At 52.4% G+C, this 23787-nt stretch carries 23 protein-coding genes and 2 tRNA genes; 14 read left to right on the plus strand and 11 right to left on the minus strand.

All coding sequences use genetic code 11. From position 1 onward, the window contains the following. The 3 genes from dhaL to U0026_RS14630 all read left to right on the plus strand — a co-directional run bounded on the left by dhaL (position 1) and on the right by U0026_RS14630 (position 3786). Positions 1-633, plus strand: a complete 633-nt coding sequence (dhaL, locus tag U0026_RS14620) for a dihydroxyacetone kinase subunit DhaL (protein WP_062777476.1) — start codon at positions 1-3, stop codon at positions 631-633. 16 nt (positions 634-649) lie between these two features. After that, positions 650-2068 (plus strand): dihydroxyacetone kinase phosphoryl donor subunit DhaM, encoded by a 1419-nt coding sequence (gene dhaM, locus U0026_RS14625; protein WP_062777478.1) that lies wholly within the window; start codon positions 650-652, stop codon positions 2066-2068. Positions 2069-2136: 68 nt separating this feature from the next. After that, the gene (locus U0026_RS14630; RefSeq protein ID WP_062777479.1) at positions 2137-3786 is read left to right on the plus strand and encodes a glycerone kinase; all 1650 of its coding nucleotides are present in this window, start codon (positions 2137-2139) and stop codon (positions 3784-3786) included. A 41-nt stretch (positions 3787-3827) separates the two neighbouring features. Here the strand turns inward: U0026_RS14630 and U0026_RS14635 are convergent. The 3 genes from U0026_RS14635 to U0026_RS14645 all read right to left on the minus strand — a co-directional run bounded on the left by U0026_RS14635 (position 3828) and on the right by U0026_RS14645 (position 6047). After that, positions 3828-3915: transfer RNA gene (locus U0026_RS14635), tRNA-Ser, on the minus strand. A gap of 279 nt (positions 3916-4194) precedes the next feature. Further along, positions 4195-4282: transfer RNA gene (locus tag U0026_RS14640), tRNA-Ser, on the minus strand. 145 nt (positions 4283-4427) lie between these two features. Continuing rightward, positions 4428-6047 (minus strand): ABC transporter substrate-binding protein, encoded by a 1620-nt coding sequence (locus tag U0026_RS14645; protein ID WP_062777481.1) that lies wholly within the window; start codon positions 6045-6047, stop codon positions 4428-4430. A gap of 237 nt (positions 6048-6284) precedes the next feature. On the opposite strand from U0026_RS14645, the gene yccA reads away from it, so the two are divergent. Next, positions 6285-6944, plus strand: coding sequence for an FtsH protease modulator YccA (gene yccA / locus U0026_RS14650; protein ID WP_062777483.1), 660 nt, complete (start codon positions 6285-6287; stop codon positions 6942-6944). An 89-nt stretch (positions 6945-7033) separates the two neighbouring features. Beyond that, positions 7034-7363, plus strand: coding sequence for a sulfurtransferase TusE (gene tusE, locus U0026_RS14655; protein WP_062777485.1), 330 nt, complete (start codon positions 7034-7036; stop codon positions 7361-7363). On the opposite strand, the gene yccX is transcribed toward tusE, so the two are convergent. Beyond that, the gene (yccX, locus tag U0026_RS14660) at positions 7360-7638 is read right to left on the minus strand and encodes an acylphosphatase (protein WP_062777487.1); all 279 of its coding nucleotides are present in this window, start codon (positions 7636-7638) and stop codon (positions 7360-7362) included. The two genes, tusE and yccX, sit on opposite strands and share 4 nt — an antisense overlap. Before the next feature lie 141 nt (positions 7639-7779). Here yccX and rlmI point away from each other — a divergent pair, with 141 nt between their 5' ends. Both rlmI and hspQ read left to right on the plus strand, forming a co-directional pair. Beyond that, the gene (rlmI, locus tag U0026_RS14665; protein WP_062777582.1) at positions 7780-8970 is read left to right on the plus strand and encodes a 23S rRNA (cytosine(1962)-C(5))-methyltransferase RlmI; all 1191 of its coding nucleotides are present in this window, start codon (positions 7780-7782) and stop codon (positions 8968-8970) included. Positions 8971-9034: 64 nt separating this feature from the next. Continuing rightward, positions 9035-9352 (plus strand): heat shock protein HspQ, encoded by a 318-nt coding sequence (gene hspQ, locus U0026_RS14670; RefSeq protein WP_062777489.1) that lies wholly within the window; start codon positions 9035-9037, stop codon positions 9350-9352. Positions 9353-9418: 66 nt separating this feature from the next. Here hspQ and U0026_RS14675 read toward each other — a convergent pair whose 3' ends face one another. After that, positions 9419-9832, minus strand: coding sequence for a CoA-binding protein (locus tag U0026_RS14675; protein WP_062777490.1), 414 nt, complete (start codon positions 9830-9832; stop codon positions 9419-9421). A 134-nt stretch (positions 9833-9966) separates the two neighbouring features. Here U0026_RS14675 and mgsA point away from each other — a divergent pair, with 134 nt between their 5' ends. After that, on the plus strand, positions 9967-10425 hold the full coding sequence (gene mgsA, locus U0026_RS14680; protein WP_062777492.1) for a methylglyoxal synthase: 459 nt from the start codon (positions 9967-9969) through the stop codon (positions 10423-10425). Positions 10426-10466: 41 nt separating this feature from the next. Here mgsA and helD read toward each other — a convergent pair whose 3' ends face one another. Then, positions 10467-12521, minus strand: a complete 2055-nt coding sequence (gene helD, locus U0026_RS14685) for a DNA helicase IV (RefSeq protein ID WP_062777493.1) — start codon at positions 12519-12521, stop codon at positions 10467-10469. Between the two features lie 122 nt (positions 12522-12643). On the opposite strand from helD, the gene U0026_RS14690 reads away from it, so the two are divergent. Beyond that, entirely contained in the window at positions 12644-13090 is a 447-nt protein-coding gene (locus tag U0026_RS14690; protein WP_062777495.1) for a YccF domain-containing protein, read from the plus strand. 19 nt (positions 13091-13109) lie between these two features. Continuing rightward, positions 13110-15236 (plus strand): YccS family putative transporter, encoded by a 2127-nt coding sequence (gene yccS / locus U0026_RS14695; protein ID WP_062777496.1) that lies wholly within the window; start codon positions 13110-13112, stop codon positions 15234-15236. A gap of 9 nt (positions 15237-15245) precedes the next feature. Here yccS and U0026_RS14700 read toward each other — a convergent pair whose 3' ends face one another. Continuing rightward, complete coding sequence (locus U0026_RS14700; RefSeq protein WP_062777498.1) at positions 15246-15854, minus strand: TfoX/Sxy family DNA transformation protein; 609 nt, start codon at positions 15852-15854, stop codon at positions 15246-15248. Positions 15855-16072: 218 nt separating this feature from the next. Between U0026_RS14700 and sulA the strand changes: the two genes are divergently transcribed. Together sulA and ompA are read left to right on the plus strand one after the other, a co-directional pair. Further along, the gene (gene sulA / locus U0026_RS14705; protein ID WP_062777500.1) at positions 16073-16582 is read left to right on the plus strand and encodes an SOS-induced cell division inhibitor SulA; all 510 of its coding nucleotides are present in this window, start codon (positions 16073-16075) and stop codon (positions 16580-16582) included. 354 nt (positions 16583-16936) lie between these two features. Continuing rightward, positions 16937-17992 carry a porin OmpA gene (gene ompA, locus U0026_RS14710; RefSeq protein ID WP_062777502.1) on the plus strand — a complete coding sequence of 352 codons (1056 nt, stop codon included), beginning with the start codon at positions 16937-16939 and terminating at the stop codon, positions 17990-17992. Positions 17993-18078: 86 nt separating this feature from the next. On the opposite strand, the gene matP is transcribed toward ompA, so the two are convergent. Then, positions 18079-18534, minus strand: coding sequence for a macrodomain Ter protein MatP (matP, locus tag U0026_RS14715; RefSeq protein WP_062777504.1), 456 nt, complete (start codon positions 18532-18534; stop codon positions 18079-18081). Between the two features lie 184 nt (positions 18535-18718). Here matP and U0026_RS14720 point away from each other — a divergent pair, with 184 nt between their 5' ends. Further along, positions 18719-20479, plus strand: coding sequence for an AAA family ATPase (locus U0026_RS14720; protein ID WP_062777506.1), 1761 nt, complete (start codon positions 18719-18721; stop codon positions 20477-20479). Between the two features lie 69 nt (positions 20480-20548). Next, positions 20549-21067, plus strand: coding sequence for a bifunctional 3-hydroxydecanoyl-ACP dehydratase/trans-2-decenoyl-ACP isomerase (fabA, locus tag U0026_RS14725; RefSeq protein WP_010429339.1), 519 nt, complete (start codon positions 20549-20551; stop codon positions 21065-21067). Between the two features lie 93 nt (positions 21068-21160). On the opposite strand, the gene rmf is transcribed toward fabA, so the two are convergent. From rmf to pqiB, 3 genes are all read right to left on the minus strand, one after another. Further along, positions 21161-21328 (minus strand): ribosome modulation factor, encoded by a 168-nt coding sequence (rmf, locus tag U0026_RS14730; protein ID WP_073971187.1) that lies wholly within the window; start codon positions 21326-21328, stop codon positions 21161-21163. A 257-nt stretch (positions 21329-21585) separates the two neighbouring features. Then, positions 21586-22149 carry a membrane integrity-associated transporter subunit PqiC gene (pqiC, locus tag U0026_RS14735; protein WP_062777508.1) on the minus strand — a complete coding sequence of 188 codons (564 nt, stop codon included), beginning with the start codon at positions 22147-22149 and terminating at the stop codon, positions 21586-21588. Beyond that, positions 22149-23786, minus strand: a complete 1638-nt coding sequence (gene pqiB / locus U0026_RS14740) for an intermembrane transport protein PqiB (RefSeq protein ID WP_062777510.1) — start codon at positions 23784-23786, stop codon at positions 22149-22151. The genes pqiC and pqiB overlap by 1 nt, the downstream gene beginning before the upstream one ends. Position 23787: the final 1 nt, after the last annotated feature.

A 23787-nucleotide genomic window follows, 5' to 3' on the forward strand; every position in this document is an offset into this window, starting at 1 on the left:
ATGTCACTGAACAGAGATAACATTGTCGATTGGCTATACCGCTGTGGCGACACCTTCACCACCCAGTGCGATTTTCTGACGGGGCTCGACCGCGAAATCGGCGATGCCGATCACGGTCTCAACATGCACCGTGGTTTTAGCAAGGTGGTGGAAAAACTGCCCTCTATTGCTGACAAAGACATTGGTTTTATTTTAAAAAATACCGGTATGGTGCTGCTTTCCAACGTTGGCGGTGCCAGCGGTCCGTTATTTGGCACGTTCTTTATTCGCGCAGCCCAGGTCACCCAGGCACGCCAGAATCTGACGCTCGAAGAGCTATATTTAATGATCCGCGAAGGCGCTGACGGAGTGGTGAGCCGGGGCAAAGCTGAACGCGGAGACAAAACCATGTGCGATGTCTGGCTGCCGGTAGTGGATTCCCTGCGCCAGTCCAGCGAGCAAAATCTCTCGTTAACCACAGCACTGGACGCCGCCTGTGAGGTTGCGCAGCAGGCCGTCCAGTCCACCATCACCATGCAGGCGCGTAAAGGCCGTGCCAGCTATCTGGGAGAACGCAGTATCGGTCATCAGGATCCTGGGGCCACCTCTGCACTGTTTATGATGCAAATGCTGGCAGCTTCGGCTCACGCGTAATAGGAAGGACAAGGCGATGGTAAACCTGGTAATTGTGTCTCACAGCGCCCAACTGGGCCAAGGGGTCGGGGAGCTGGCCCGTCAGATGTTAAGAGGGGATGGCTGCCGACTCGCCATCGCCGCCGGTATCGACGACCCCGAAAATCCTATTGGAACCGACCCTATCAAGGTGATGGAGGCGATCATCTCCGTCGCGGATACCGATGCCATCCTCGTGTTGATGGATATCGGTAGCGCGCTGCTCAGCGCCGAAACCGCGCTCGATTTGCTGGATCCCGAGATTGCTGCCCGGGTTCATTTATGCCCGGCACCACTGGTGGAGGGGGCGCTGGCCGCGACGGTCAGTGCCGCCAGCGGTGCCGACATTCATAAAGTGATAAACGACGCCCAGTGTGCCCTTCAGGCCAAACGCGTGCAGCTCGGTTTTCCCGCCGAGACGGAATCAACGCCACTGCTCGCGCCAGTTGAAGATAGCTTCCAGGGACAGTCTGTGATTGTTGAAATTACCAATCCGAATGGCCTGCACGTGCGCCCCGCAGCACGCCTGGTCGAGGGGTTATCCGGATTTAACGCCGACCTGCTGCTGGAAAAAGACGGTAAGTGCGTTAAACCTGACAGCATCAACCAGATAGCGCTGTTAAAAGTGCGCTGCCATGACAGGCTACGTCTGATTGCCAATGGCCCCGACGCTGCTGCTGCGCTGGCCGCTTTCCAGGCGCTGGCAGAGGATCGCTTTGGCGAACGCCCTGTCACAAGCGTACCGCCGACCAAAGGCCAATCGGCCCCCGCAGCCATTAGCGGTCAGGTGCTGCATTACCAGCCGAGCATTTTTACCTTTGATCAGGCAGCAGAAGGTCTTCCACAAGCGGAGTTTCGCCGCGTGAAAATGGCGGTAAGTCATACCCTTGACGATCTGTTGGGCCTTGCCGCCCTGGCGGCAGAAAAATACTCAGAGGATATTGCCGCTATTTTCTTTGGTCAGCATACCCTGCTCGACGACCCGGAATTGCTAAACAGCGTCAATGACCTCTTACTCCAGCAGCAATGCCGTGCAGAGTGGGCCTGGTCTCAAGTAATGAGCGAGCTTAGTCAGCAGTATCAGGCCCTGGACGACGACTATCTTCAGGCTCGTTATATTGATATCGAAGATATTCTGCACCGCACGCTGGGGCAGCTGGCTGACGCCCCTGATAGCGCACCCTGCTTGCAGCACCGGACTATCCTCATCGCTGACAATATTTACCCGTCGGTAGTTTTGCAGCTAGACGCGGCAAAAACGGCCGCTATTTGTTTGCGCGGCGCAAGCCCGCTGGCGCATGGTGCCATCATCGCAAAAGCCGCTGGAATCCCCTGGCTTTGCCAGCAGGGCAACGCCTTCGATGCCTACCGCGACGGTGACCCGCTAACATTAAGCAGTGCGGCAACCAAACCGTAATCACTCTTCGTACTCTTTCTGACACGCTGCTATACCAGCGTGTCATACCTCAAGCTCAGGAAACCGTTATGTCGCAATTTTTCTACAATCAACGTGAAAACCTCATTAATGACGCGATTGAAGGGGCGATTATTGCCAGCCCATGGAACAATCTCGCTCGTCTGGAAACCGATCCTGCCATCCGTATCGTGGTACGTCAGGATCTGGATAAATCCCGCGTGGCGGTGATTTCCGGCGGCGGCGCAGGCCACGAACCGGCCCACGTAGGCTTTGTCGGAAAAGGCATGTTAACGGCGGCCGTCTGTGGCGATTTGTTTGCCTCCCCGAGCGTCGATGCCGTACTGACCGCGATTGTGGCGGTCACCGGCGAGGCGGGCTGTCTGCTCATCGTTAAAAACTATACGGGTGACCGACTGAACTTCGGCCTGGCGGCGGAAAAAGCACGTCGTATGGGCTACAAGGTCGAGATGGTCATTGTCGGCGACGATATTTCTCTGCCGGATAACAAACATCCACGAGGGATCGCTGGCACTATCCTTATTCACAAAGTCGCCGGGTATTTTGCCGAAAACGGCAGCAATCTGGATACCGTCTCCCGGGAGGCGAATTTAGCGATGGCCCGGGTATTCAGCCTTGGTGTGGCGCTTTCCAGCTGCCACCTTCCAGCCGATCCCGAGGACGGTGTCCGCCATCACCCAGGTAAGGCCGAATTGGGGATGGGGATCCACGGAGAGCCCGGTGCCAACGTGGTGGATACGCAGAACAGTCGCGAGGTTGTTCGACTGATGGTGGAAAAAATCGCGGCGGCATTACCCGCTAGCGGACGCCTGATGCTGATGCTCAACAATCTGGGCGGGGTTTCGGTGACCGAAATGGCGATCCTCACCCACGAATTGGCCGCCAGCACGCTGGCTGCTCGCACCGATTGGCTCATAGGCCCTGCGCCGTTGGTCAGTGCGCTTGATATGAAAGGGTTTTCCATTACCGCGATGGTGATGGAAGAGAGTATTGAAAAAGCGCTGCTGGCTGAGGTCAGAACCTCAGGCTGGCTACCGCCGGTGAGTCTGCGCTCGCCGCAAACGATGCCCTGCACGCTTCAGAGCGCCCGCGTCGACTTTACGCCGTCTGAAAATACGCAGGTCCGCCAGATTGTGGAAACGGTGACCGCCACCTTGTCCGACCTCGAGAGCTGTCTTAACGCCCTCGATGCTAAAGTCGGCGATGGGGATACCGGTTCCACCTTTGCCGCCGGTGCGCGCGAGATTGATCGCCTGTTAAAGGAACATCAACTCCCGTTGGATCAACTGGAAACGCTATGCGGGTTAATTGGCGAGCGTTTAACGGTGGTGATGGGCGGCTCCAGTGGTGTGCTGATGTCGATTTTCTTCACCGCCGCCGGACAAGCGATTCATGACGGTAAGTCCATCGTCAGCGCCCTTCAGGCGGGGCTTGCGCAGATGAAATTTTACGGTGGAGCCGACCTGGGTGACCGTACCTTGATTGACGCCCTGCAACCGGCGCTGGACGCGCTGGCGCAAAATCCAGGTAATCTGGATGCCGCATACCGTGCAGCACAGGCCGGTGCGGATGCCACAAGCCTCGCGACCAAAGCCAATGCCGGTCGTGCATCGTATCTGAACAGTGACAGTCTGGCGGGGAATATGGATCCGGGAGCGCATGCAGTAGCGATGGTGTTTAAGGCACTGGCTGGCCAATAACAAAAAAGGGGTTACCTTGCGGTAACCCCTTTTCTTTAATTTGGCGGAAGCGTAGAGATTCGAACTCTAGAACCCTTTCGGGTCGCCGGTTTTCAAGACCGGTGCCTTCAACCGCTCGGCCACGCTTCCAATGCTGCGCACTATAAACATCCCAAACGGGCCTGTAAAGCACCAAAACGCGTTATTTGCGATGAAATTCACTTCTTACGTATCGCCTGGTTATTTCCTCTACAATTTTTGCTGCTGAAAACAAAAATAAGCGAGATGGCGGCGCAAAATGTGTTGCTTGATCGGAAATAGATCTTTGTCAGGGACGGCGCAAAAAAGGAGAGAGCACATTAAAACGATGGGTGTTATGCGGTATAAAAGCAAAAAGGGGTTACCTTTCGGTAACCCCTTTTCTTTATTTGGCGGAAGCGTAGAGATTCGAACTCTAGAACCCTTTCGGGTCGCCGGTTTTCAAGACCGGTGCCTTCAACCGCTCGGCCACGCTTCCAATGAGGCGCACTATAAACATCCCAATAGGACCTGTAAAGTGCCAAAACGAACGACTGCCCAAAAAACGAGCAAAACCGCGTTATTCGCCTGAAAAAACAACAAAATGACCGATTTTACTCGCCTCTAAGCAGTGCTCAGCGCATTCAGTGTTTTTTGATAAACATATCTTTGGTGTAATAGTAGCCCAGACGGTCAGGGGTAAATCCCCCCACCCATGGTTTCACCAGGTGCGTACGCACGTAGTGATAGACCGGGATCGCCGGAACATCGCGCCCCAGGAGATCCTCCGCTTTCTGATAATCGCTGGCGCGCTGAGCCGAATCCTGCACTTTGGCAGCATCACGCAACGCACCGTCATAGTCCGGGTTGCTGTACTTCGTGGTATTTTCGCTGTCGCCCGTGCGGAAGGTATTCAGGAACGTGGAGGCATCGTCATAGTCAGCAATCCAGGCATAGCGCACCACATCGAAATTACCGGTATGCATCGCATCCAGCATGGTTTTCCACTCCTGGTTTTGCAATTTGGCTTCAACGCCAAGATTTTTCTTCCACATTGACGCGGCAGCAATGGCAATACGTTGATGCGACTCAGAGGTGTTATAGAGCAAGTTAAAAGCCAGCGGATGGCTTTCGCTGAATCCCGCTTCTGCCAGTAACTTCTTCGCCTCGGCAAGCCGTTTGTCGAGCGGCCATGACGCATAGTCAGGCCCATGCAGTTTCACCCCACCGATTTCCGGTTGGCTAAACACCCACGCCGGACTCTGCCCCTGTCCCAGTACTTTTTCAGCAATGATGTCTTTATCCAGCGCCATATTCAGCGCCCGACGCACGCGCACATCATTGAACGGCGCACGGGTGGTGTTGAATTCGTAGTAATAGGTTGCCAATTGTGGAGAGACATTCACTTCAGAGCCCAGCGTCTTCTGCAATTGGCTGAATTGGTTTATCGGCAGCGTGTAGACAATGTCAACTTCACCCGCCTTGTAGCGGTTTACATCCGAGGCTTCTGAACGAATCGGCAGATAGGTCACCTTATTAATGACGGTCTTCGCGTTATCCCAATAATGTGGGTTACGCTCCGCCACAATGCGTTCGTTAACCACCCACTGCGACAGGCTATAGGCGCCACTGCCGACGAAATGTTCCGGTTTAACCCATTTATCACCATAGCGACCGATTAATACTTTATCGAGCGGCACCAGCGACGGGTGTGCGAGCATCGCGAGGAATGATGAGGTCGGCTGCGTCAGCGTGACTTCAAGCGTGGTATCGTCGAGGGCTTTTACCCCCAGCGTGTCGGGCGATTTTTTACCCTGCGCAATATCAGCGGCGTTCACCATATGCATATTGCCGGGATAACTTGCATACGGTGAACCGGTCGCGGGGCTCACCAGCCGCTGCCAGCTCCAGACGATATCCTGCGCGGTAATGGCTGAGCCATCGCTCCAGACAATCCCCGGTCGTAAATGGAACGTCCAGACGGTGTTGTCTTTATTCTCCCAGGATTGTGCCAGCCGAGGTTCGATACTGCCGTCCCCTTTCACCGCCACCAGCCCATCAAACAAATCGCTGATAATATTAAATTCAACGTCACTTTCTACTTTGTGCGGGTCAAGTGAAGCTGGCTCGTTACCATTACTGCGCACCAACTCCTGAGTAGCAGCAAGCGGTGTTCCTTCCGGGACGTTTGCGGCCTGTGCCGCCCCTGTTAGCCCCAATGCCAGTAAAGCTATCGTGATGCCATTATATTTTTGTATTTTCATTTCCATTGCCTTGTTGTTTTTACCCTTTTCACTTTCGGCATGCACATTGAATTACGCAAGTTCTTTCAATAACCTATAAGATATCGATCTCGCTATTTCTGGCGCTGTGGTGTGAATTTGTGACTTGCCCGTAATCCTCTGATTCGGCAGAGTAAAGATGGGTAAAACCATTTGGGAATAAAGAAGACTTTTTTTATGCTTAGCCATTAATAACATCCGTCATAAAGAGAGTGACTCATGGATCGCATAATTACTTCATCGCGTGACCGCTCATCGCTACTGAGCACCCACAAAGTCCTGCGTAATACCTATTTCCTGCTGAGCCTGACGCTGGCGTTTTCCGCTATCACCGCCACGGCCAGCACCGTGTTGATGCTGCCATCTCCAGGGCTGATTCTGACCTTGGTCGGTATGTATGGTCTGATGTTCCTGACCCATAAGACGGCGGATAAGCCTGTCGGTATTCTGTCTGCTTTCGCCTTCACCGGCTTCCTGGGCTACATTCTGGGGCCGATTCTGAATGCCTACCTGTCAGCGGGCATGGGCGATGTCATCGGTATGGCGCTGGGCGGTACGGCACTGGTGTTCTTTAGCTGCTCCGCCTACGTGTTAACCACCCGTAAAGATATGTCCTTCCTCGGCGGTATGCTGATGGCAGGTATCGTGGTGGTGCTGATTGGTATGGTGGCTAACATCTTCCTGCAGCTACCGGCCCTGCATCTGGCTATCAGCGCGGTGTTTATCCTGATTTCTTCAGGTGCCATCCTGTATGAAACCAGCAACATTATCCGCGGTGGTGAAACCAACTACATCCGCGCAACGGTGAGCCTGTACGTATCTCTGTACAACATCTTCGTTAGCCTGCTGAGCATCCTGGGCTTCGCAAGCCGCGACTAACCCGAAATCGCACACACCTTGAGGCCTCGCTTATGCGGGGCCTTTTTATTTGCTACACTTCCCGCCATCTGTATGTTGTGTGAAAAATTATGCTTATCTACGAAAATACCGAAATCGAGACGGATAACGACGGTTATCTCAAAGACTCCACGCTATGGAGTGAAGGTCTGGCAGTGGCCATTGCCGAAAAAGAAGGGATCACGTTAAGCCCGGAACATTGGGAAGTGGTTCGTTTTGTGCACGAATTTTACCTGGAGTTCAACACCTCTCCCGCCATCCGTATGCTGGTAAAAGCGATGGCCAACACCTTTGGTGAAGAGAAAGGCAACAGCCGTTATCTGTATCGCCTGTTCCCGAAAGGCCCAGCCAAACAGGCCACAAAAATTGCCGGCCTGCCTAAACCGGTAAAGTGCATTTAATAGCGAATACTGAAGTCGTTCCACGCTTTTTCGGGTTGATGAGGCTCGGCCAGAACTTTATCAATCCGGGCGCTCCTGGGCCCACCCGCTTTTAGCCACGCCAGCAGTTTCTCTACTGCCTCATCTTCGCCACAGGCCACCACTTCGACGCTACCGTCATCCAGATTCCGCGCATAGCCACGTATCCCTAGCCGTAGCGCTTCCTGCTGGGTAAAATAGCGAAAACCGACGCCCTGTACCTGACCGTAAACCCAACAGATTACACATTTATCCACGTTAACTCCTCGCAAACGCTGGTGATGAACCACCTGACTTTAGCGTCAATTGTCCTGACATTCTTCCGTCGTTCGTTGCATTTATGCAGGGAAGTCGGGAAAATGCAGCCTTTCCCATCAAAACAGCCAGATTATAAAATTATGAGTGTACGTTTAGTGTTAGCCAAAGGGCGCGAAAAATCATTGTTGCGCCGTCATCCCTGGGTCTTTTCCGGTGCAGTCGCGCGCATGGAAGGCAAAGCCAGCCTCGGCGAGACCATTGATATTGTCGATAGCCAGGGGAAATGGCTAGCCCGCGGTGCGTATTCTCCATCATCGCAAATCCGTGCTCGCGTCTGGACATTTGACGCCAATGAAACCATTGATATCGATTTCTTCGTTCGCCGTTTACAGCAGGCGCAACAGTGGCGTGATTGGCTGGCGCAGAAAGACGGTCTGGACAGCTATCGCCTCATCGCTGGGGAATCTGACGGTCTGCCGGGCGTCACCATCGACCGTTTTGGCTCCTTCCTGGTACTTCAGTTACTGAGCGCCGGGGCGGAATATCAGCGTGCCGCACTGATAAGCGCTCTGCAAACGCTCTACCCTGAGTGTGCTATCTACGATCGCAGTGATGTTGCGGTGCGTAAGAAAGAAGGCATGGAATTGACTCAGGGACCCGTAACCGGTGAACTGCCGCCAGCGCTAATGCCTATTGAAGAACACGGTATGAAACTGCTGGTGGATATTCAGGGCGGCCATAAAACGGGTTACTACCTCGATCAGCGCGACAGCCGTCTGGCGGTTCGCCGCTACGTGGAAGATAAGCGTGTATTGAACTGCTTCTCTTACACCGGTGGTTTTGCGGTCTCCGCACTGATGGGCGGTTGCCGCCAGGTCACCAGCGTCGACACGTCTCAGGAAGCGCTGGATATCGCACGTCAAAACGTTGAGCTGAATAAACTCGACCTCAGCAAAGCCGAATTTGTGCGCGACGACGTGTTCAAACTGCTGCGTAAATATCGCGATCAGGGCGAGAAGTTCGATGTCATCGTGATGGACCCGCCAAAATTCGTTGAGAACAAAAGCCAACTGATGGGGGCTTGCCGTGGTTATAAAGACATCAACATGCTGGCTATCCAGTTGCTCAATCCAGGCGGTGTGCTGCTGACCTTCTCCTGTTCTGGCCTGATGACCACCGATTTATTCCAGAAAATCATCGCTGACGCCGCAATAGATGCCGGTCGTGATGTACAATTTATAGAGCAGTTCCGTCAGGCAGCCGATCACCCGGTGATTGCGACTTACCCGGAAGGGCTGTATTTGAAAGGGTTTGCCTGCCGCGTTATGTAACTTGAAAAGCGAAATGGTGTCTATATATAGAGTAAAGGCGCTATTTCCCCCGGGAGGAAGAATGATGATTACCAGCAAATTCGGCATTGGCCAGCAGGTGCGTCACTCGCTGCTGGGCTACCTGGGCGTGGTGGTAGATATCGACCCGGTTTACTCGCTTGATGAACCTGAACCCGACGATCTTGCGGCTAACGACGAACTTCGCGCGTTGCCCTGGTATCATGTGGTGATGGAAGATGATGAAGGCCAGCCAATGCATACCTATCTGGCCGAAGCACAGTTGAGCAGTGAGCCGCGAGACGATCATCCGGAACAACCTACCATGGATGAACTGGCCCGCACCATTCGCCGACAGCTACAGGCGCCACGGCTGCGCAACTAACCGCCGTATAAACGAAACCCCGCTGCAATGAGCGGGGTTTTTTATTGTGACTGACTTTGGGTGAGGCTATTTTGCCAACCCTAAACGCGGTATCTCAATCGCAGGACAACGGTCCATCACCACCTGCAGCCCGGCGTTACGTGCCAATACGGCTGCCTGTTCATTGATCACCCCAAGCTGCAACCAGAGCGTTTTCGCACCAATGGCAATGGCTTCCTGGGCGACACCCCACGCGGCTTCCGAGTTGCGGAAAACATCGACCATATCGACCTTCTCCGGCACATCGGCAAGCGTGGCATAACCTTTCTGACCTAACAGCGTGCCACCTGCAACCTTCGGTGAAACCGGGATCACATGATATCCCTGATCCAAAAGGTATTTCATCACCCGATAGCTTGGGCGGTCAGGCTTATCGCTGGCTCCCACCAGCGCAATAGTGCGCGTTGTGGTCAAAATACTGGCAATCTCATTTTCTGTCATCATTATCCTCCTGGCCAATAGCTTAAGTGTAAGCTAGTCCGCTAATGTCGCGCGTCAAATTTTTGCCACTCAGGGCTTGCAGCCTGATTCGCTTGCAGTAATCTGTTGGGATCTCACACATTAGGGAATGTTTTATGGAACTGACTACTCGCACCCTGGCCGCCCGCAAAAATATTGCACTGGTTGCGCACGATCACTGCAAAGATATGCTGATGAAATGGGTGCAGCGCCATAAGGAATGTCTAGCGCAACATACGCTGTCAGCCACCGGGACCACCGGCAATCTGGTTCAGCGGGCTACAGGGCTTGAAGTGCAAGCGCTTTTAAGCGGCCCGATGGGTGGCGATCAGCAGGTTGGTGCGCTGATTTCTGAAGGTAAAATCGATGTGCTGATCTTCTTCTGGGATCCGCTCAATGCCGTGCCGCATGACCCGGACGTCAAAGCATTGCTGCGCCTGGCAACCGTCTGGAATATTCCGGTTGCCACTAACGCCTCTACTGCTGATTTCATCATCCAGTCGCCAAACTTTGGTGAACCGGTTGAGATTCTAATCCCTGACTACCAGCGCTACCTTGCAGAACGTCTGAAGTAACTATCTGAAAAACCGGGGCATTCATCATGACCCCGGTGGTTTTACGGTTTGCGCACAACAGGCACCGACAACTGCTTTAATACTTCCACAAACGATGACGGTTGCGCCTGATTAAACAACAGCCAGACGCGCAGTTTTGCGCGCGTTATCGCCACATACAGCAAACGTCGTTCTTCCGCATCCGGAAAATCTTCCGGCGCGGGCAGCAGTGCCTGCTCCATGATTGACTCCCGGGCTGGCGCCGGAAAACCGTCAAAACCTTCCTGTAACCCCAGTACGATGACGTAATCGGCCTGCTGACCTTTACTGGCATGCATGGTCATAAAATCAATATTCAGCTTTGGCCAACGGGTTACCGCTTTTTCCAGGGCCGCTGGTTTTAAATGATGGTAACGCGCCAGCACCAGAATGCGTTGGTCCGGCGTGGCATAGCCGCTGAGTTTATCAAACAAGGCATCGAGCTTATCGTCTTCCAGTAACGTCACCGCATTCTTATCGCCAGCGGTCAGACTGTTAAGCGGTTTACTGAGTTGATGTGGGTTTTGTTGAATAAAGCGATTGGCAATATCGCCAATGCGCCCATTAAAGCGGTAAGTGGTATCCAGCGCGCAGCTGTCACCCTCGCCAAAATAGTGACTGAACGCCGTGGTTAGCGACAGTTGCGCACCGCTAAAGCGATAGATAGCCTGCCAGTCATCACCTACAGCGTAGAGCGACGTTTGTGAGTTTTGTTTGCGTAATGCTGCCAGCAGTGCCGCACGCTGCGGGGAAATATCCTGGAACTCGTCCACCAGAATATATTTCCACGGACTCACAAAACGGCCCTTCTCAAGAATAATAATCGCCTGGTGAATCAGCCCAGAGAAATCGACGGCATCCTCCTCTTTTAACGCCGTTTTCCACGCTTTAAGCAGCGGAGCCATCAGCTTCACGCGTTTGCCAAATAGATCGCGCACCTCTTCTGGCGCACCCGCGATCATCTCTGCCTGTGAACCACCATGCATGCGCATCAGGCTGACCCAGCGATCCAATCGACTGCCCATCCGTTTGGCGATTTTCTCATTTTCCCAGAAGCTCTCGTCGCTAACGTCCCAACCCAATTCCTCTTGCAACCATAGTCGCCATCCCTTGGCCTGGGCTTTTTTCTCACGACACTGCTGCTGCCAGCATTGCGTGAAAAGCTTGTGGCGCGCAGCCGAATCATTTTCAAGTTTGCTGACCACCGGTACTTTTTTACTGCCCTGCTGAATAATAAACAGCGCCAGAGAGTGGAACGTCCGGGCAGTAATAGCATCAGTATGTAAGCGTGTTTGAAGCCGTTCATCCATCTCTTCAGCGGCTTTTTTGCCAAATGCGAGCAGCAGAATTTGCTCTGCTGACGCTTCACCGCGCGCCATCAACCAGCCCGCCCGGGCCACCAGCACCGAGGTTTTACCGCTACCGGCTCCTGCTAGCACCAGCAAGGAACGCTCACCATTGACCACGGCTCGCGCCTGTGATGGATTCAGGGGTGAGGACTCTATTTGTTCGAAGAAGTCGCTGTACTGCTGGAGCATCGCGTCGGTGTAACGTTGGTTATGCTGAGCTCGACCGCTCTCTTTATCTGCCAGCCAGGCTTTACATTGCTGCCAGGCATCACGGCAGTTATCAAACTCATCTAAACGACAGGTCGGCAGTGGTAATCCTTCCAGTGCCTTCACAATTTGCTGACGAATAGTTTGCGCCTGCTGGCGGGTCAGCCAGTGGGTTTGCTCGCGATTACCGTTAATAATCACCAGTTGCGCCTGCAATAACCCGGCGGCTATTTCACTCATCTCCGCGCTCCACTGCTGCCAAAGCCCGAGCAGATGACGATGAAAACGCTGGGTGTCCGCCCACTCGGTTCCATGCAGACGCACCACTTTATCCTCTGGCAGAACGAATTCCATCTCCCCCCACACCAAGCCACGCTTGCAGTTAATAGATATTAACTGATTGAAAGGGATAAGATATTCATGCTGTGGCCCGGAGACCTTCACGCCCGCGTTGAGGATCTCAACCCGGTCATAAGGGTGCTGCGCCATCCGCTTGCCCAACGTCGTTGCTTTTAGTTCCATGTCATGCCGAGTCCTGACTTTTTCGATATCTCACAGTGTAACCGCCAGAGAATAGGTGCTCCAGCCTAAAAAAACGTTACAATCACCAGGTCTTATTATTCACAGCGCTGCAGAGAGGATTTATGCGTACTGTTCTGAATATTTTGAATTTTGTATTAGGTGGTTTTCTGACAACTCTGGGTTGGTTATTGGCGACAATGTTCAGCGTCGTGCTGATTATTACGCTCCCACTCACGCGTTCTTGCTGGGAAATAACCAAACTCTCGCTGTTCCCCTTCGGAAACGAAGCTGTGCATGTTGACGAACTGGAACCCGGTAGCAAAAGCAGCGTGATGAATGCTGGCGGGGCGCTGCTCAATATTGTCTGGTTTGTGCTGTTTGGCTGGTGGCTGTGTCTGACGCATATTCTGGCCGGCATTGCCCAGTGCATCACGATTATTGGAATTCCGGTAGGCATCGCAAACTTCAAAATTGCCGCCATCGCCCTGTGGCCCGTAGGTCGTCGCGTTGTGCCCGTTGAGGTAGCGCGCGCTGCGCGTGAAACCAACGCTCGCCGTCGTTTCCAGTAATCAGGACCCGTCACCCGATATGCTAAGCCCCCTGCTTCGCCGCTATACCTGGAATAGCACCTGGCTGTATAACGCCAGAATATTCATCGCATTAGTTGGCACAACCGCCCTGCCCTGGTGGCTGGGCGACGCCAAATTAACCATTCCGCTCACGCTTGGCGTCGTCGCAGCTGCACTGACCGATTTGGACGATCGTCTCACCGGCAGACTGCGTAATCTGGTCATTACGCTTTTTTGCTTTTTCATCGCTTCAGCATCGGTTGAATTGCTGTTTCCATGGCCATGGCTGTTCGCACTCGGTTTAACTGTTTCAACTATCAGCTTCATTCTGCTTGGCGGTTTAGGCCAGCGCTACGCCACCATCGCATTTGGCGCATTGCTCATTGCCATTTACACCATGCTCGGTGTCTCGCTCTACGCCCATTGGTACCAGCAACCACTGCTGTTGATTGCCGGGGCGGTGTGGTACAACTTGCTGACGCTGACCGGACATTTGATTTTCCCGATCCGCCCGCTTCAGGATAATCTTGCCCGCAGCTATGAGCAGTTGGCCCACTATCTTGAGCTAAAGTCCCGGCTATTCGACCCGGATCTTGATGATGAAAACCAGGCTCCGCTATACGAACTGGCGCTAGCGAATGGTCAACTGGTTGCCACGCTCAATCAGACCAAAGCTTCGCTGCTCACCCGTTTGCGCGGCGACCGCGGCCAGCGCAGTACGCGACGGACGCTGCACTATTATTTTGTCGCCCAGGATATTCATGAGCGTGCTAGCTCATCCCACATTCAATACCAGGCCCTGCGCGATCATTTTCGCTATAGCGATGTGATGTTCCGCTTCCAGCGCCTGCTGTCGATGCAATCATTAGCCTGTCAGGCGTTATCCCGAGCCATACTGCTCCGCACGCCTTACCAGCACGATGCACGTTTTGAGCGCGCGTTCACCCATCTGGACGCAGCGCTTGACCGGGTACGAGCCAGTGGAGCCGCGCCAGAGCAGATGAAAGCACTCGGTTTTCTTCTCAATAACCTGCGCGCCATTGACGCCCAACTGGCGACTATTGAGTCGGAACAGTTACAGTCTCAAGCAAAGAGTGAAACAGAAACCTTGTTGGCGGACGACAGCATCCATGGATTTGACGATATCCGCTCACGTCTTAGCCGCAATATGTCGCCAGAATCGGCGCTGTTCCGCCACGCGGTGCGCATGTCTTTGGTTCTATGTGCGGGATATGCCTTTATCCAGTTCACTGGATTACAGCACGGCTACTGGATTTTGCTCACCAGCCTATTCGTCTGTCAGCCCAACTATAACGCCACTCGCCACCGGCTCGCGTTACGTATCATCGGGACATTGATTGGCGTGGCGCTTGGCCTGCCAATCCTCTGGCTGGTACCGTCGCTTGAAGGACAACTGATGCTTATCGTGGTGACGGGCGTGTTGTTCTTTGCTTTTCGCAACGTGCAATATGCCCACGCCACGATGTTCATCACGCTGCTGGTGCTGCTGTGCTTTAACCTACTTGGTGAAGGATTTGAAGTCGCGCTGCCACGCGTAATTGATACCCTGATTGGCTGCGGGATTGCCTGGTTTGCAGTGAGCTTTATCTGGCCAGATTGGAAATTCCGCAACCTGCCTCGGGTACTTGAGCGCGCAGTTAATGCCAACTGCCGTTATCTTGATGCCATACTTGAGCAGTATCACCAGGGGCGTGATAACCGGCTCGCTTACCGGATAGCGCGTCGTGATGCGCATAATAGAGATGCCGAACTGGCCTCGGTCGTATCGAATATGTCTACCGAACCCAACGTCACCGCTGAAATGCGAGAAACGGCTTTCCGCTTACTGTGTCTGAACCATACTTTAACCAGCTATATCTCCGCGCTGGGCGCCCACCGGGAGAAATTAACTTCACCAGAAATTCTGGCTCTTCTGGACGACGCTGTCTGTTATGTCGACGATGCTCTGCATCACCTCCCTTCAGATGAAGAACGGGTTCAGCAGGCACTCACCGGGTTATCGGCACGGATCAATCATCTTGATCCTCGCCCGGACAGCAAAGAGCCATTGGTTCTGCAACAAATAGGTCTGATGATTTCACTGTTACCGGAAATCTGTCGGCTACAAAAGCAGGTTCTGGTCTAATACCTGCGTTTAGTTCTTGTGGGTGCGATTGCGCACCCACTCTTCCAGCTCCTGACGCTTTAGCGCCGGGAGTGCAGCAGCATGCACACCCTGAATGGCTCCCTCCAATGAGTAAATGACATTGGAACTTATCTGTTTACGTTTTTGACGAAGAAGCAACCACACCGTTTTCGCCCCCATTTGTTGCAACGCCCGGACATCCTTAATACCCGCTTCATGCAACAGCAATTCCATATGAAAAGAGAGATTGGGTAAATCTTTTAATCGCTGCGGATGCTTTTGATGGGACTTTTCACGTCGCGCATCCTCTAGTGAAAACAGCCCCAGTTGCAATAAAACAGGTTTGTTGGCCCAGAGAGCATCATCTACTTTGAAATACTTAAGCTGAAGCGAGCTTCCTCGTTTACGTAACATCAATAATGGCGGCGAGTGCTGAGTCTGATAAATGGCGGTTTTTTCGCACATCCTCAAATACAGCTCCCCCTCCGCAACCATTGCGAAAACCGTGTCGTCAACGGCAAGGCTGTAACCACCAAACAGCGCTCGTGACCTGACTTTTCCTAACACCGCAAAATATTCCTGGGATTGATAAATCCGTTTATATGATATTACCTTCATGATTAATCCTTAATAATCATGGACATGAATCCATTAAATTCGTTAACGGAACACATAATTAGCAACATAAGGAAGTTCACGCAGGACGGCAAGGTGAATTTCGCCTCCCAGGTAATTAGTGTGCAATTTTGCGAGTTGCTTTCAGAAAATGAGGTTGATCTTTAACATACAGGGTAGTACTGTATATGCATACAGTAACCCACAAGGTTGGATTAGCTATGTATACTTCTGGTGTTGTAAATCGTTCTTCCGCGGCTGCCGTCAACACGGCTTCACAGACCTATACCCCGGTAGAAAATACTTCTGCCGCTTTAATCAGCGAAGTGCTCTATCGCGAAGATCAGCCCATGATGGCGCAGATGTTACTGCTACCATTACTTCAACAACTGGGGCAACAATCGCGCTGGCAGCTGTGGCTCACCCCGCAGCAAAAACTGAGCCGTGAGTGGGTACAGTCGTCTGGCCTACCATTAACCAAAGTTATGCAGCTGCGCCAGATGTCACCGTGCGACATGCTTGATTCGATGGTTCGTGCATTGCGCACTGGAAATTATAGTGTTGTTATTGGCTGGTTGACGGAAGAATTGTCATCAGATGAGCATGCTCGTTTATTAAGCGCCGCCGAAGAAGGGAACTCGATGGTGTTCATTATGCGACCAGTTCAGTCGACTTCTCACCCCACTGGACAATTTAATGGGCTAAAAATTCACTCAAATTTGTACCATTAAGTAAAAATAGGATTTTTCTGAGTAATTTTTTCGAAACTTTTTTATCTCGTAGATTTCCTGATGGTTTTTGCGCAGAAGGCTTGTCTGGTGCGGTTTTCAGTGTTTTTCACTGTTTAATTTTTCAACATAAATGTTAAATATTGCGTACACAACTCTTTTTTTTTCATAAGCCTGACGGAGTTCACACTTGTAAGTTTCGAACGACGTTGTAGACTTTACATCGCCAGGGGTGCTCAGCTTACACCGCAGATATCTGCTAAGTAATTCACTAAGCCACGCCCCCGGTGGAAGGATTTAACCGTGAGTCTACTTAGAACTTCATGGCAAATTTTGGATGATAACGAGGCGCAAAAAATGAAAAAGACAGCTATCGCGATTGCAGTGGCACTGGCAGGCTTCGCTTCTGTAGCGCAGGCCGCTCCGCAAGACAACACCTGGTATGCTGGTGGTAAACTGGGTTGGTCCCAGTTCCATGACACTGGCTGGTACCAGAGTGACCTGAACAACAACGGTTCAACCCACAACAGCCAGCTGGGCGCAGGCGCCTTCGGTGGTTATCAGGTTAACCCGTATGTTGGTTTCGAAATGGGTTACGACTGGCTGGGCCGTATGGAATATACCGGTAGCCAGACTAACGGTGCTCTGAAAGCTCAAGGCGTTCAGCTGACCGCTAAACTGGGTTACCCAATCACTGACGATCTGGACATCTACACCCGTCTGGGTGGTATGGTTTGGCGTGCAGACTCCAGCAACAACATCGCTGGCGATCACCACGACACCGGCGTTTCCCCAGTATTCGCTGGCGGCGTTGAATGGGCAATGACCCGTGACATCGCTACCCGTCTGGAATACCAGTGGGTTAACAACATCGGCGACGCAAACAGCGTTGGCGTACGTCCAGACAACGGCATGCTGAGCGTAGGTGTTTCCTACCGTTTCGGCCAGCAGGATGCAGCAGCTCCAGTAGTTGCTCCAGCTCCAGCTCCAGCGCCAGAAGTACAGACCAAACACTTCACCCTGAAGTCTGACGTTCTGTTCACCTTCAACAAATCTACCCTGAAACCAGAAGGTAAGCAGGCTCTGGACCAGATGTACAGCCAGCTGAGCAACCTGGATCCGAAAGACGGTTCCGTAGTGGTTCTGGGCTTCACTGACCGCATCGGTTCTGACGCTTACAACCAGGGTCTGTCTGAGAAACGTGCACAGTCCGTAGTTGATTACCTGGTATCTAAAGGTATCCCTTCAGACAAAATCTCTGCACGTGGCATGGGCGAAGCTAACCCAGTTACTGGCAACACCTGCGACGGCGTGAAAGCGAAAGCTGCGCTGATCGATTGCCTGGCACCAGATCGTCGCGTAGAGATCGAAGTTAAAGGCAGCAAAGACGTTGTAACTCAGCCACAGGCTTAAGTTCTCGTCTAATAAAAAACCCCGCTCTGCGGGGTTTTTTTTGCCTGTCTGAGGATGACTCGCCAACAAAGCTAATTCAGTAAGGACTACTTTTCTTTACCTAACATAGCCTCAAGATCCTGCTTAAGGCTGGACATCTTGGTGGCATATTTCTCTTTATTTTCGGCATCTTCAATCAACTGCACGATAGTCTCAGACAACGTCTTACCACGACGCTGAGCAAGACCCGCCAATCGTTGCCAGACAACAAACTCCAGATCGATTGATTTCTTGCGGGTATGTTGATGCTCGGCATTGAAATGGCGCTTACGGCGTGCACGAATCGTCTGTTTCATGCGATTCACCAGCTGCGGGTTGATATGCTGAGCAATCCAGTCATTAACCTGAACGGGTTCATGCTCCAGCTTATGCAAAACATCGACCGCTTCTTGTGCGGCGCTGGCTTCAATGTAGCGGGTAATGGATTCGCCTTCCCGGTGCTTTTTCACCAGATATTTCCACTTCCAACCGCTTTCAAGATTTTCCAGTTGTTGATATTTCATTGCGATCTCAGTGTGACCGTGTAACTCTTTTCAGGATAACAGTTTTTTCTCAATGTGCTGAGAAGAAATCTGCAACTGTGATACCGATAAAGCCAACGGTCAAAGATACTTCCCTAATCTCCGTGAGCTTCCCCGCAGCATCAGGTATAATCACGCGTTTTACATCTGACTAAAAATAGCGACATTGACTATAAATACTCTTTCCCGGCGCTTTCTCGCCCCCGCGACTGAAGCATTTCAGGCGCTATTTGCCCAGCCTGAGCTGGCCTCAGAAAACGAAACCTTATTCAGCGAGCTTCAGGCGCGTTTACACTATGCGCTGGAGCAGTTTTTACATCCGCAGGGCATCTCCCCTTTCCTACTGGTTAAAGCACCAGAAGAAAAAGAGTATCTCCAGTTGCTTACGCAGACCATCGACACTCTGCGAGATAACGATGGTTCAGCAGTAACTGGCGTCAGTTATCAGGTGAACGGCAGTAAAGTCAGCATGACGCCTGCCCAAAGTCTTGACGATAACTTTGCCAGCAACAGCCCTGTCATTTTTGCCGACTGGGTAGAAGCCGAACAGTTATTTGGCTGCGTACGCCAGTTTAACGGTGAAATTAGCCTTCAGCCGGGCCTGGTGCATCAGGCCAATGGCGGCATCCTCATACTGTCTCTGCGTACACTCATGGCGCAACCGTTGCTGTGGATGCGCCTGAAGAATCAGGTTATGCAGCAACGTTTTGACTGGCTGACATTTGATGACGCACGCCCCCTGCCGGTGAGTATCCCCTCCATGCCACTGACATTGAAAGTGGTCTTAATGGGTGACAGGGATTCTCTGGCGGACCTCCAGGAGATGGAACCCGAGCTTGCAGAAACCTCTTTGTATAGCGAGTTTGAAGATAACCTGCAAATCGCCGACGAAGAGACACTTAAGCAATGGTGTCAGTGGGTCTGGAGTGTCGCGCGCGAAAAATCGTTACCGGGTCTCACCCCTGATGCATGGCCGCTGCTGATGCAAGAAGGTGCTCGCGACACGGGCGACCAGGAAATTATGCCGTTGTGCCCGCTGTGGATTGCTCGTCAGCTTCGTGAAGCCGCTCCGTTTACTGAGAGTGACCGTATCGATGCTGAACAGCTGAAAACCATGCTGATGCAGCGTCAGTGGCGTGAAGGCTTCCTTGCTGAACGTATGCAGGATGAAATTCTGCTTGAGCAAATTTTGATTGAAACCGAAGGTGAATGCATCGGCCAGATCAATGCCCTGTCAGTGATTGATTTCCCAGGCCATCCCCGTCCGTTCGGTGAACCTTCACGTATTTCCTGCGTGGTACACGTTGGCGACGGCGAGTTTATCGATGTGGAACGCAAAGCTGAACTAGGCGGTAATCTGCACGCCAAAGGCATGATGTTGATGCAAGCCTTCTTAATGGCCGAACTCGATCTGGACCAACAACTGCCGTTCTCTGCATCGTTGACCTTTGAGCAATCGTACAGTGAAGTGGATGGCGATAGCGCCTCCATGGCCGAGCTATGCGCGCTGATTAGCGCCCTGGCTAACGTCCCGATTAATCAAAGCATCGCGATGACCGGTTCCGTCGATCAGTTTGGCCGCGCCCAACCGATTGGTGGTCTTAATGAAAAAATCGAAGGATTCTTCGCCATCTGTGCCCAGCGTGGGCTGACCGGTAAGCAAGGGGTGATTATCCCTTCTGCTAACGTACGTCATTTGAGTCTCGCCACTGAGGTTCAGGAAGCGGTAGAAGCCGGTGAATTCTCCATCTGGGCTATCGATGACATCGGTGATGCGTTACCGCTACTGACACAGCTTAACTGGGATGGTGAAGGTCAGACGCTGTTGCAAACTATTCAGGAACGCATTGCACAAGCCACGCAGCAGGAGCCTCGCTACCGCTATCCGTGGCCGTTACGCTGGTTAAACCGTTCACAATCCAACTGATCGGACTTGTTCAGCGTACACGTGTTAGCTATCCTGCGTTCCGAACTTAAAATAAGGCTTACTTAAAACATGGTAGATAAACGCGAATCCTATACGAAAGAAGACCTTCTTGCCTCTGGTCGCGGTGAACTGTTCGGCGCGAAAGGCCCACAGTTACCGGCACCTAGTATGCTGATGATGGATCGTGTCGTTAAAATGACCGAAACCGGCGGCAACTTTGACAAGGGTTATGTTGAAGCTGAGCTCGATATCAATCCGGACCTGTGGTTCTTCGGTTGCCACTTTATCGGTGATCCTGTTATGCCTGGTTGTCTGGGTCTGGATGCGATGTGGCAGCTGGTTGGTTTCTACCTCGGCTGGCTGGGTGGCGAAGGCAAAGGCCGTGCGCTCGGCGTAGGTGAAGTGAAATTCACCGGCCAGGTTCTGCCAACGGCGAAGAAAGTGACCTACCGTATTCACTTCAAACGCATCGTTAACCGTCGTCTGATCATGGGTCTGGCTGATGGTGAAGTACTGGTTGACGGCCGTCTGATCTACACTGCAAACGACCTGAAAGTGGGTCTGTTCCAGGACACTTCTGCATTCTAATACGGGTCGTTGCCAGAACTGGCGATAGATAAGTATTGTGAATCAAAAGGCGAAACCTCCGCATTGCGGAGGTTTCTTTTTAAAGAGACAGTGTCAGGCAACGACTGCCCTGTCCTCCATGGCTTCTCGCCAGCCTCCCAGCCAGTAAGACCTCTGGTTAATAGTCTGGTAAGGACACATTTCTTTCGACCGTCCGGTAATACCGGCCTGATATCCGCGTTGATGTGCCCGATCCAGGCGATCTCGTTTTTGTCTCTTCATGCCTCGTTTCCCTCATATCTTTTGGTCTGGTGGAAAAGAAAACAGTGGCTACAAATCGCGCAACCACATAATACGAATAACGCTAAATAATCTTCCCGTCAATGCGCAGAATTCATACCAATGTCATATTTGTGAGCTATTAAGAAGTTCATTTGTACAAAAAATAGCAAGCGGCATAAGTAACCAGTTGAAGCCAGACATAAAAAAACCGCCGCCGGTTTTGCACCGGCGACGGCCTTTAGAACAATTAATTCTACTTATGGTTGGCGATTGATGGTTTGCGCAATAGAGGCCGCTTCCTGACTCCAGGCCTGAGCTAACACTTTCACCATGGCATCATAACCATCCTGCTGCTGCGCCATTTCTATATGGAATGGGCGCTTAGTCAGATGGCCTTGATGATTGAGCAACCATTCACCGCTTACCACGACTTTCCCGTCATAGCGACCATGGAAGCCGGTCACAGACACGTTTAGCGTGTCCTGAGTGCTAGCTAATGGCTGCGAAGAGACCACCCATCCCGGTAGCTGGTTACTGAGGTTTGAAACCAGCGTAGTACGCAATTGCTGATCCAATGGGCTGGCCCACAGATTGTTACTGGCAATCACATACTGCACGTCACTGGTCTGATACACCACGCCGTTGCCGGCGAGGAAGTCAGGAATACTGACTTGTTCAACCCACAACATCCGTTGGTTGGTGGTGGCGCTAGTGTTTTGCACTACACCCGTAGCCAACGGCAGCTGGTAGTAGGTTTTATTTTCCCCGCTGCTGCAGGCCGCCAACAGGCAGGCCGCAGCAAGAACTAACCACTTTTTCATTATTTCGCCCTCTTAGGCTCTGGATCTTTTTTATCCTTCGCTTCAAATACCAGCGCGTTGCTCTTCTCATTCAACGTTTTCAGCACAGGCTGCAACTCACGCAGAACCTGATCCAGACGCTGCATATCTGCGACCATTTTGTTATAGGCCGCGGAGCCCGGTTGGAAGCCCTGCATACTGCGGTTAAGTTCGCCTAGCGTTTTCTGCATATCCGCAGGCAACTGCTGCGCAGACTGGCTAGCGGTTATCTTATTCAGATTATCCAGCGTCGTTTGCAGGCGGCGCATAGTGTTCTGACTCTCGCTTAGCGTATTAGTCGCTTGCTGAACCATTGGCGTTAACGGCAGGTTGTTGAATTTATCCAGCGTATCCATCAAACGTTGTTGGATCTGCGCAAGGCCACCGCTCACGGTCGGAATAATGTCTACGCCGTCAAACGCCTTCAGATCTTTTATCAACGGTTCTTTCGGATAGAAGTCGAGGTCTATATACAGCGCACCGGTCACCAGGTTACCGGTTTTCAGCGCGCCGCGTAGCCCACGCTCAATCAAGGTTGGCAGATGACCGCGCACATCCATGCTATCGCCAAACTGGGCTGCGAGACGCTCGGGTTCAATCTGGATTTTGACCGGAATACGGTAATCGCTGGTCAGGGCCTGGTGCAGTCCAGGCACAAAGTACGGTACCTGTGCCACGGTGCCCAAACGAATACCGCGGAATTCAACCGGAGCCCCCACCTGTAGACCACGCACTGAATCTTTGAAGAACATCAGATAGTCAATGTGTTGGGTATACAGCGAATCCTGAATGCTTTTCTGGTCATCGTAGAGTTTGAATTCAGTCTTCTCGGCGATCGGTTGACCAAGCTCAACACCTTCCGGTACGTCAAAGCTAACGCCACCGCTAAACAACGTTGCCAACGACCCCATCTCAACCCGCATCCCTGCAGAAGTCAGATCGACCGCTACGCCGCTGTCTTTCCAGAAGCGAACGTTACTGGTCACCAGACGATCGTTCGGCGCGCTGATAAACAGTTGATAGGAGATATTGCGGTTTTGCGGATCAAAGGTGCTGGTTTCCACCGATCCCACGCGATAGCCACGGAACAGTACGGGATCGCCCGGACTCAGCTGGCCCGCTTTTTTGCTGTCGAGCACTACGCGAATACCTTTAGCATCCGGCGGGGCCAGTGGCGGAGCATCGAGCAGTTGGTAATTGTCCAGTTCCGAACCTTTCGAACCCGGCTGCAATTCGATATAGGCGCCGGACAGCAGCGTGCCAAGCCCGCTGATCCCTTCGCGTCCCACCTGCGGTTTCACGACCCAGAACACCGAGTCCTTATGCAACAGTTTTTCCATTCCGGAGTTCAGGCGCGCTTTAATCTCAACGTGCGTCAGATCGTCGGTCAGGGTGGTACTTTCCACAACACCTACGTCTACGCTGCGGCTTTTAATGGTCGTTTTACCGCCTTCAATACCTTCGGCATTGGTGGTGATAAGCGTCACCTCCGGCCCCTGATGGCTATAGTGGTAAAATAAGATCCACGCGCCAATCAGCGCGGTGACAATCGGGAAGATCCAAACGGGAGACCAGTTTTTCACTTTCTGCACGTTCGCCTCCCCTTTCTTGGTTTCCATG

It is taken from the genome of Kluyvera intermedia (genome assembly GCF_034424175.1).
GTDB lineage: Bacteria > Pseudomonadota > Gammaproteobacteria > Enterobacterales > Enterobacteriaceae > Kluyvera > Kluyvera intermedia.

Excerpts from the sequence above, each read along its gene's own strand:
- pqiB (WP_062777510.1), bottom strand. The coding sequence starts at position 23,786 with ATGGAAACCAAGAAAGGGGAGGCGAACGTGCAGAAAGTGAAAAACTGG.
- U0026_RS14630 (WP_062777479.1), top strand. The coding sequence starts at position 2,137 with ATGTCGCAATTTTTCTACAATCAACGTGAAAACCTCATTAATGACGCG.
- mgsA (WP_062777492.1), top strand. The coding sequence starts at position 9,967 with ATGGAACTGACTACTCGCACCCTGGCCGCCCGCAAAAATATTGCACTG.
- rmf (WP_073971187.1), bottom strand. The coding sequence starts at position 21,328 with ATGAAGAGACAAAAACGAGATCGCCTGGATCGGGCACATCAACGCGGA.
- hspQ (WP_062777489.1), top strand. The coding sequence starts at position 9,035 with ATGATTACCAGCAAATTCGGCATTGGCCAGCAGGTGCGTCACTCGCTG.
- U0026_RS14690 (WP_062777495.1), top strand. The coding sequence starts at position 12,644 with ATGCGTACTGTTCTGAATATTTTGAATTTTGTATTAGGTGGTTTTCTG.
- pqiC (WP_062777508.1), bottom strand. The coding sequence starts at position 22,149 with ATGAAAAAGTGGTTAGTTCTTGCTGCGGCCTGCCTGTTGGCGGCCTGC.
- ompA (WP_062777502.1), top strand. The coding sequence starts at position 16,937 with ATGAAAAAGACAGCTATCGCGATTGCAGTGGCACTGGCAGGCTTCGCT.
- fabA (WP_010429339.1), top strand. The coding sequence starts at position 20,549 with ATGGTAGATAAACGCGAATCCTATACGAAAGAAGACCTTCTTGCCTCT.
- U0026_RS14700 (WP_062777498.1), bottom strand. The coding sequence starts at position 15,854 with ATGAAGGTAATATCATATAAACGGATTTATCAATCCCAGGAATATTTT.
- yccS (WP_062777496.1), top strand. The coding sequence starts at position 13,110 with ATGCTAAGCCCCCTGCTTCGCCGCTATACCTGGAATAGCACCTGGCTG.
- sulA (WP_062777500.1), top strand. The coding sequence starts at position 16,073 with ATGTATACTTCTGGTGTTGTAAATCGTTCTTCCGCGGCTGCCGTCAAC.
- tusE (WP_062777485.1), top strand. The coding sequence starts at position 7,034 with ATGCTTATCTACGAAAATACCGAAATCGAGACGGATAACGACGGTTAT.
- dhaL (WP_062777476.1), top strand. The coding sequence starts at position 1 with ATGTCACTGAACAGAGATAACATTGTCGATTGGCTATACCGCTGTGGC.
- dhaM (WP_062777478.1), top strand. The coding sequence starts at position 650 with ATGGTAAACCTGGTAATTGTGTCTCACAGCGCCCAACTGGGCCAAGGG.
- helD (WP_062777493.1), bottom strand. The coding sequence starts at position 12,521 with ATGGAACTAAAAGCAACGACGTTGGGCAAGCGGATGGCGCAGCACCCT.
- rlmI (WP_062777582.1), top strand. The coding sequence starts at position 7,780 with ATGAGTGTACGTTTAGTGTTAGCCAAAGGGCGCGAAAAATCATTGTTG.
- yccA (WP_062777483.1), top strand. The coding sequence starts at position 6,285 with ATGGATCGCATAATTACTTCATCGCGTGACCGCTCATCGCTACTGAGC.
- U0026_RS14675 (WP_062777490.1), bottom strand. The coding sequence starts at position 9,832 with ATGACAGAAAATGAGATTGCCAGTATTTTGACCACAACGCGCACTATT.
- U0026_RS14645 (WP_062777481.1), bottom strand. The coding sequence starts at position 6,047 with ATGAAAATACAAAAATATAATGGCATCACGATAGCTTTACTGGCATTG.
- matP (WP_062777504.1), bottom strand. The coding sequence starts at position 18,534 with ATGAAATATCAACAACTGGAAAATCTTGAAAGCGGTTGGAAGTGGAAA.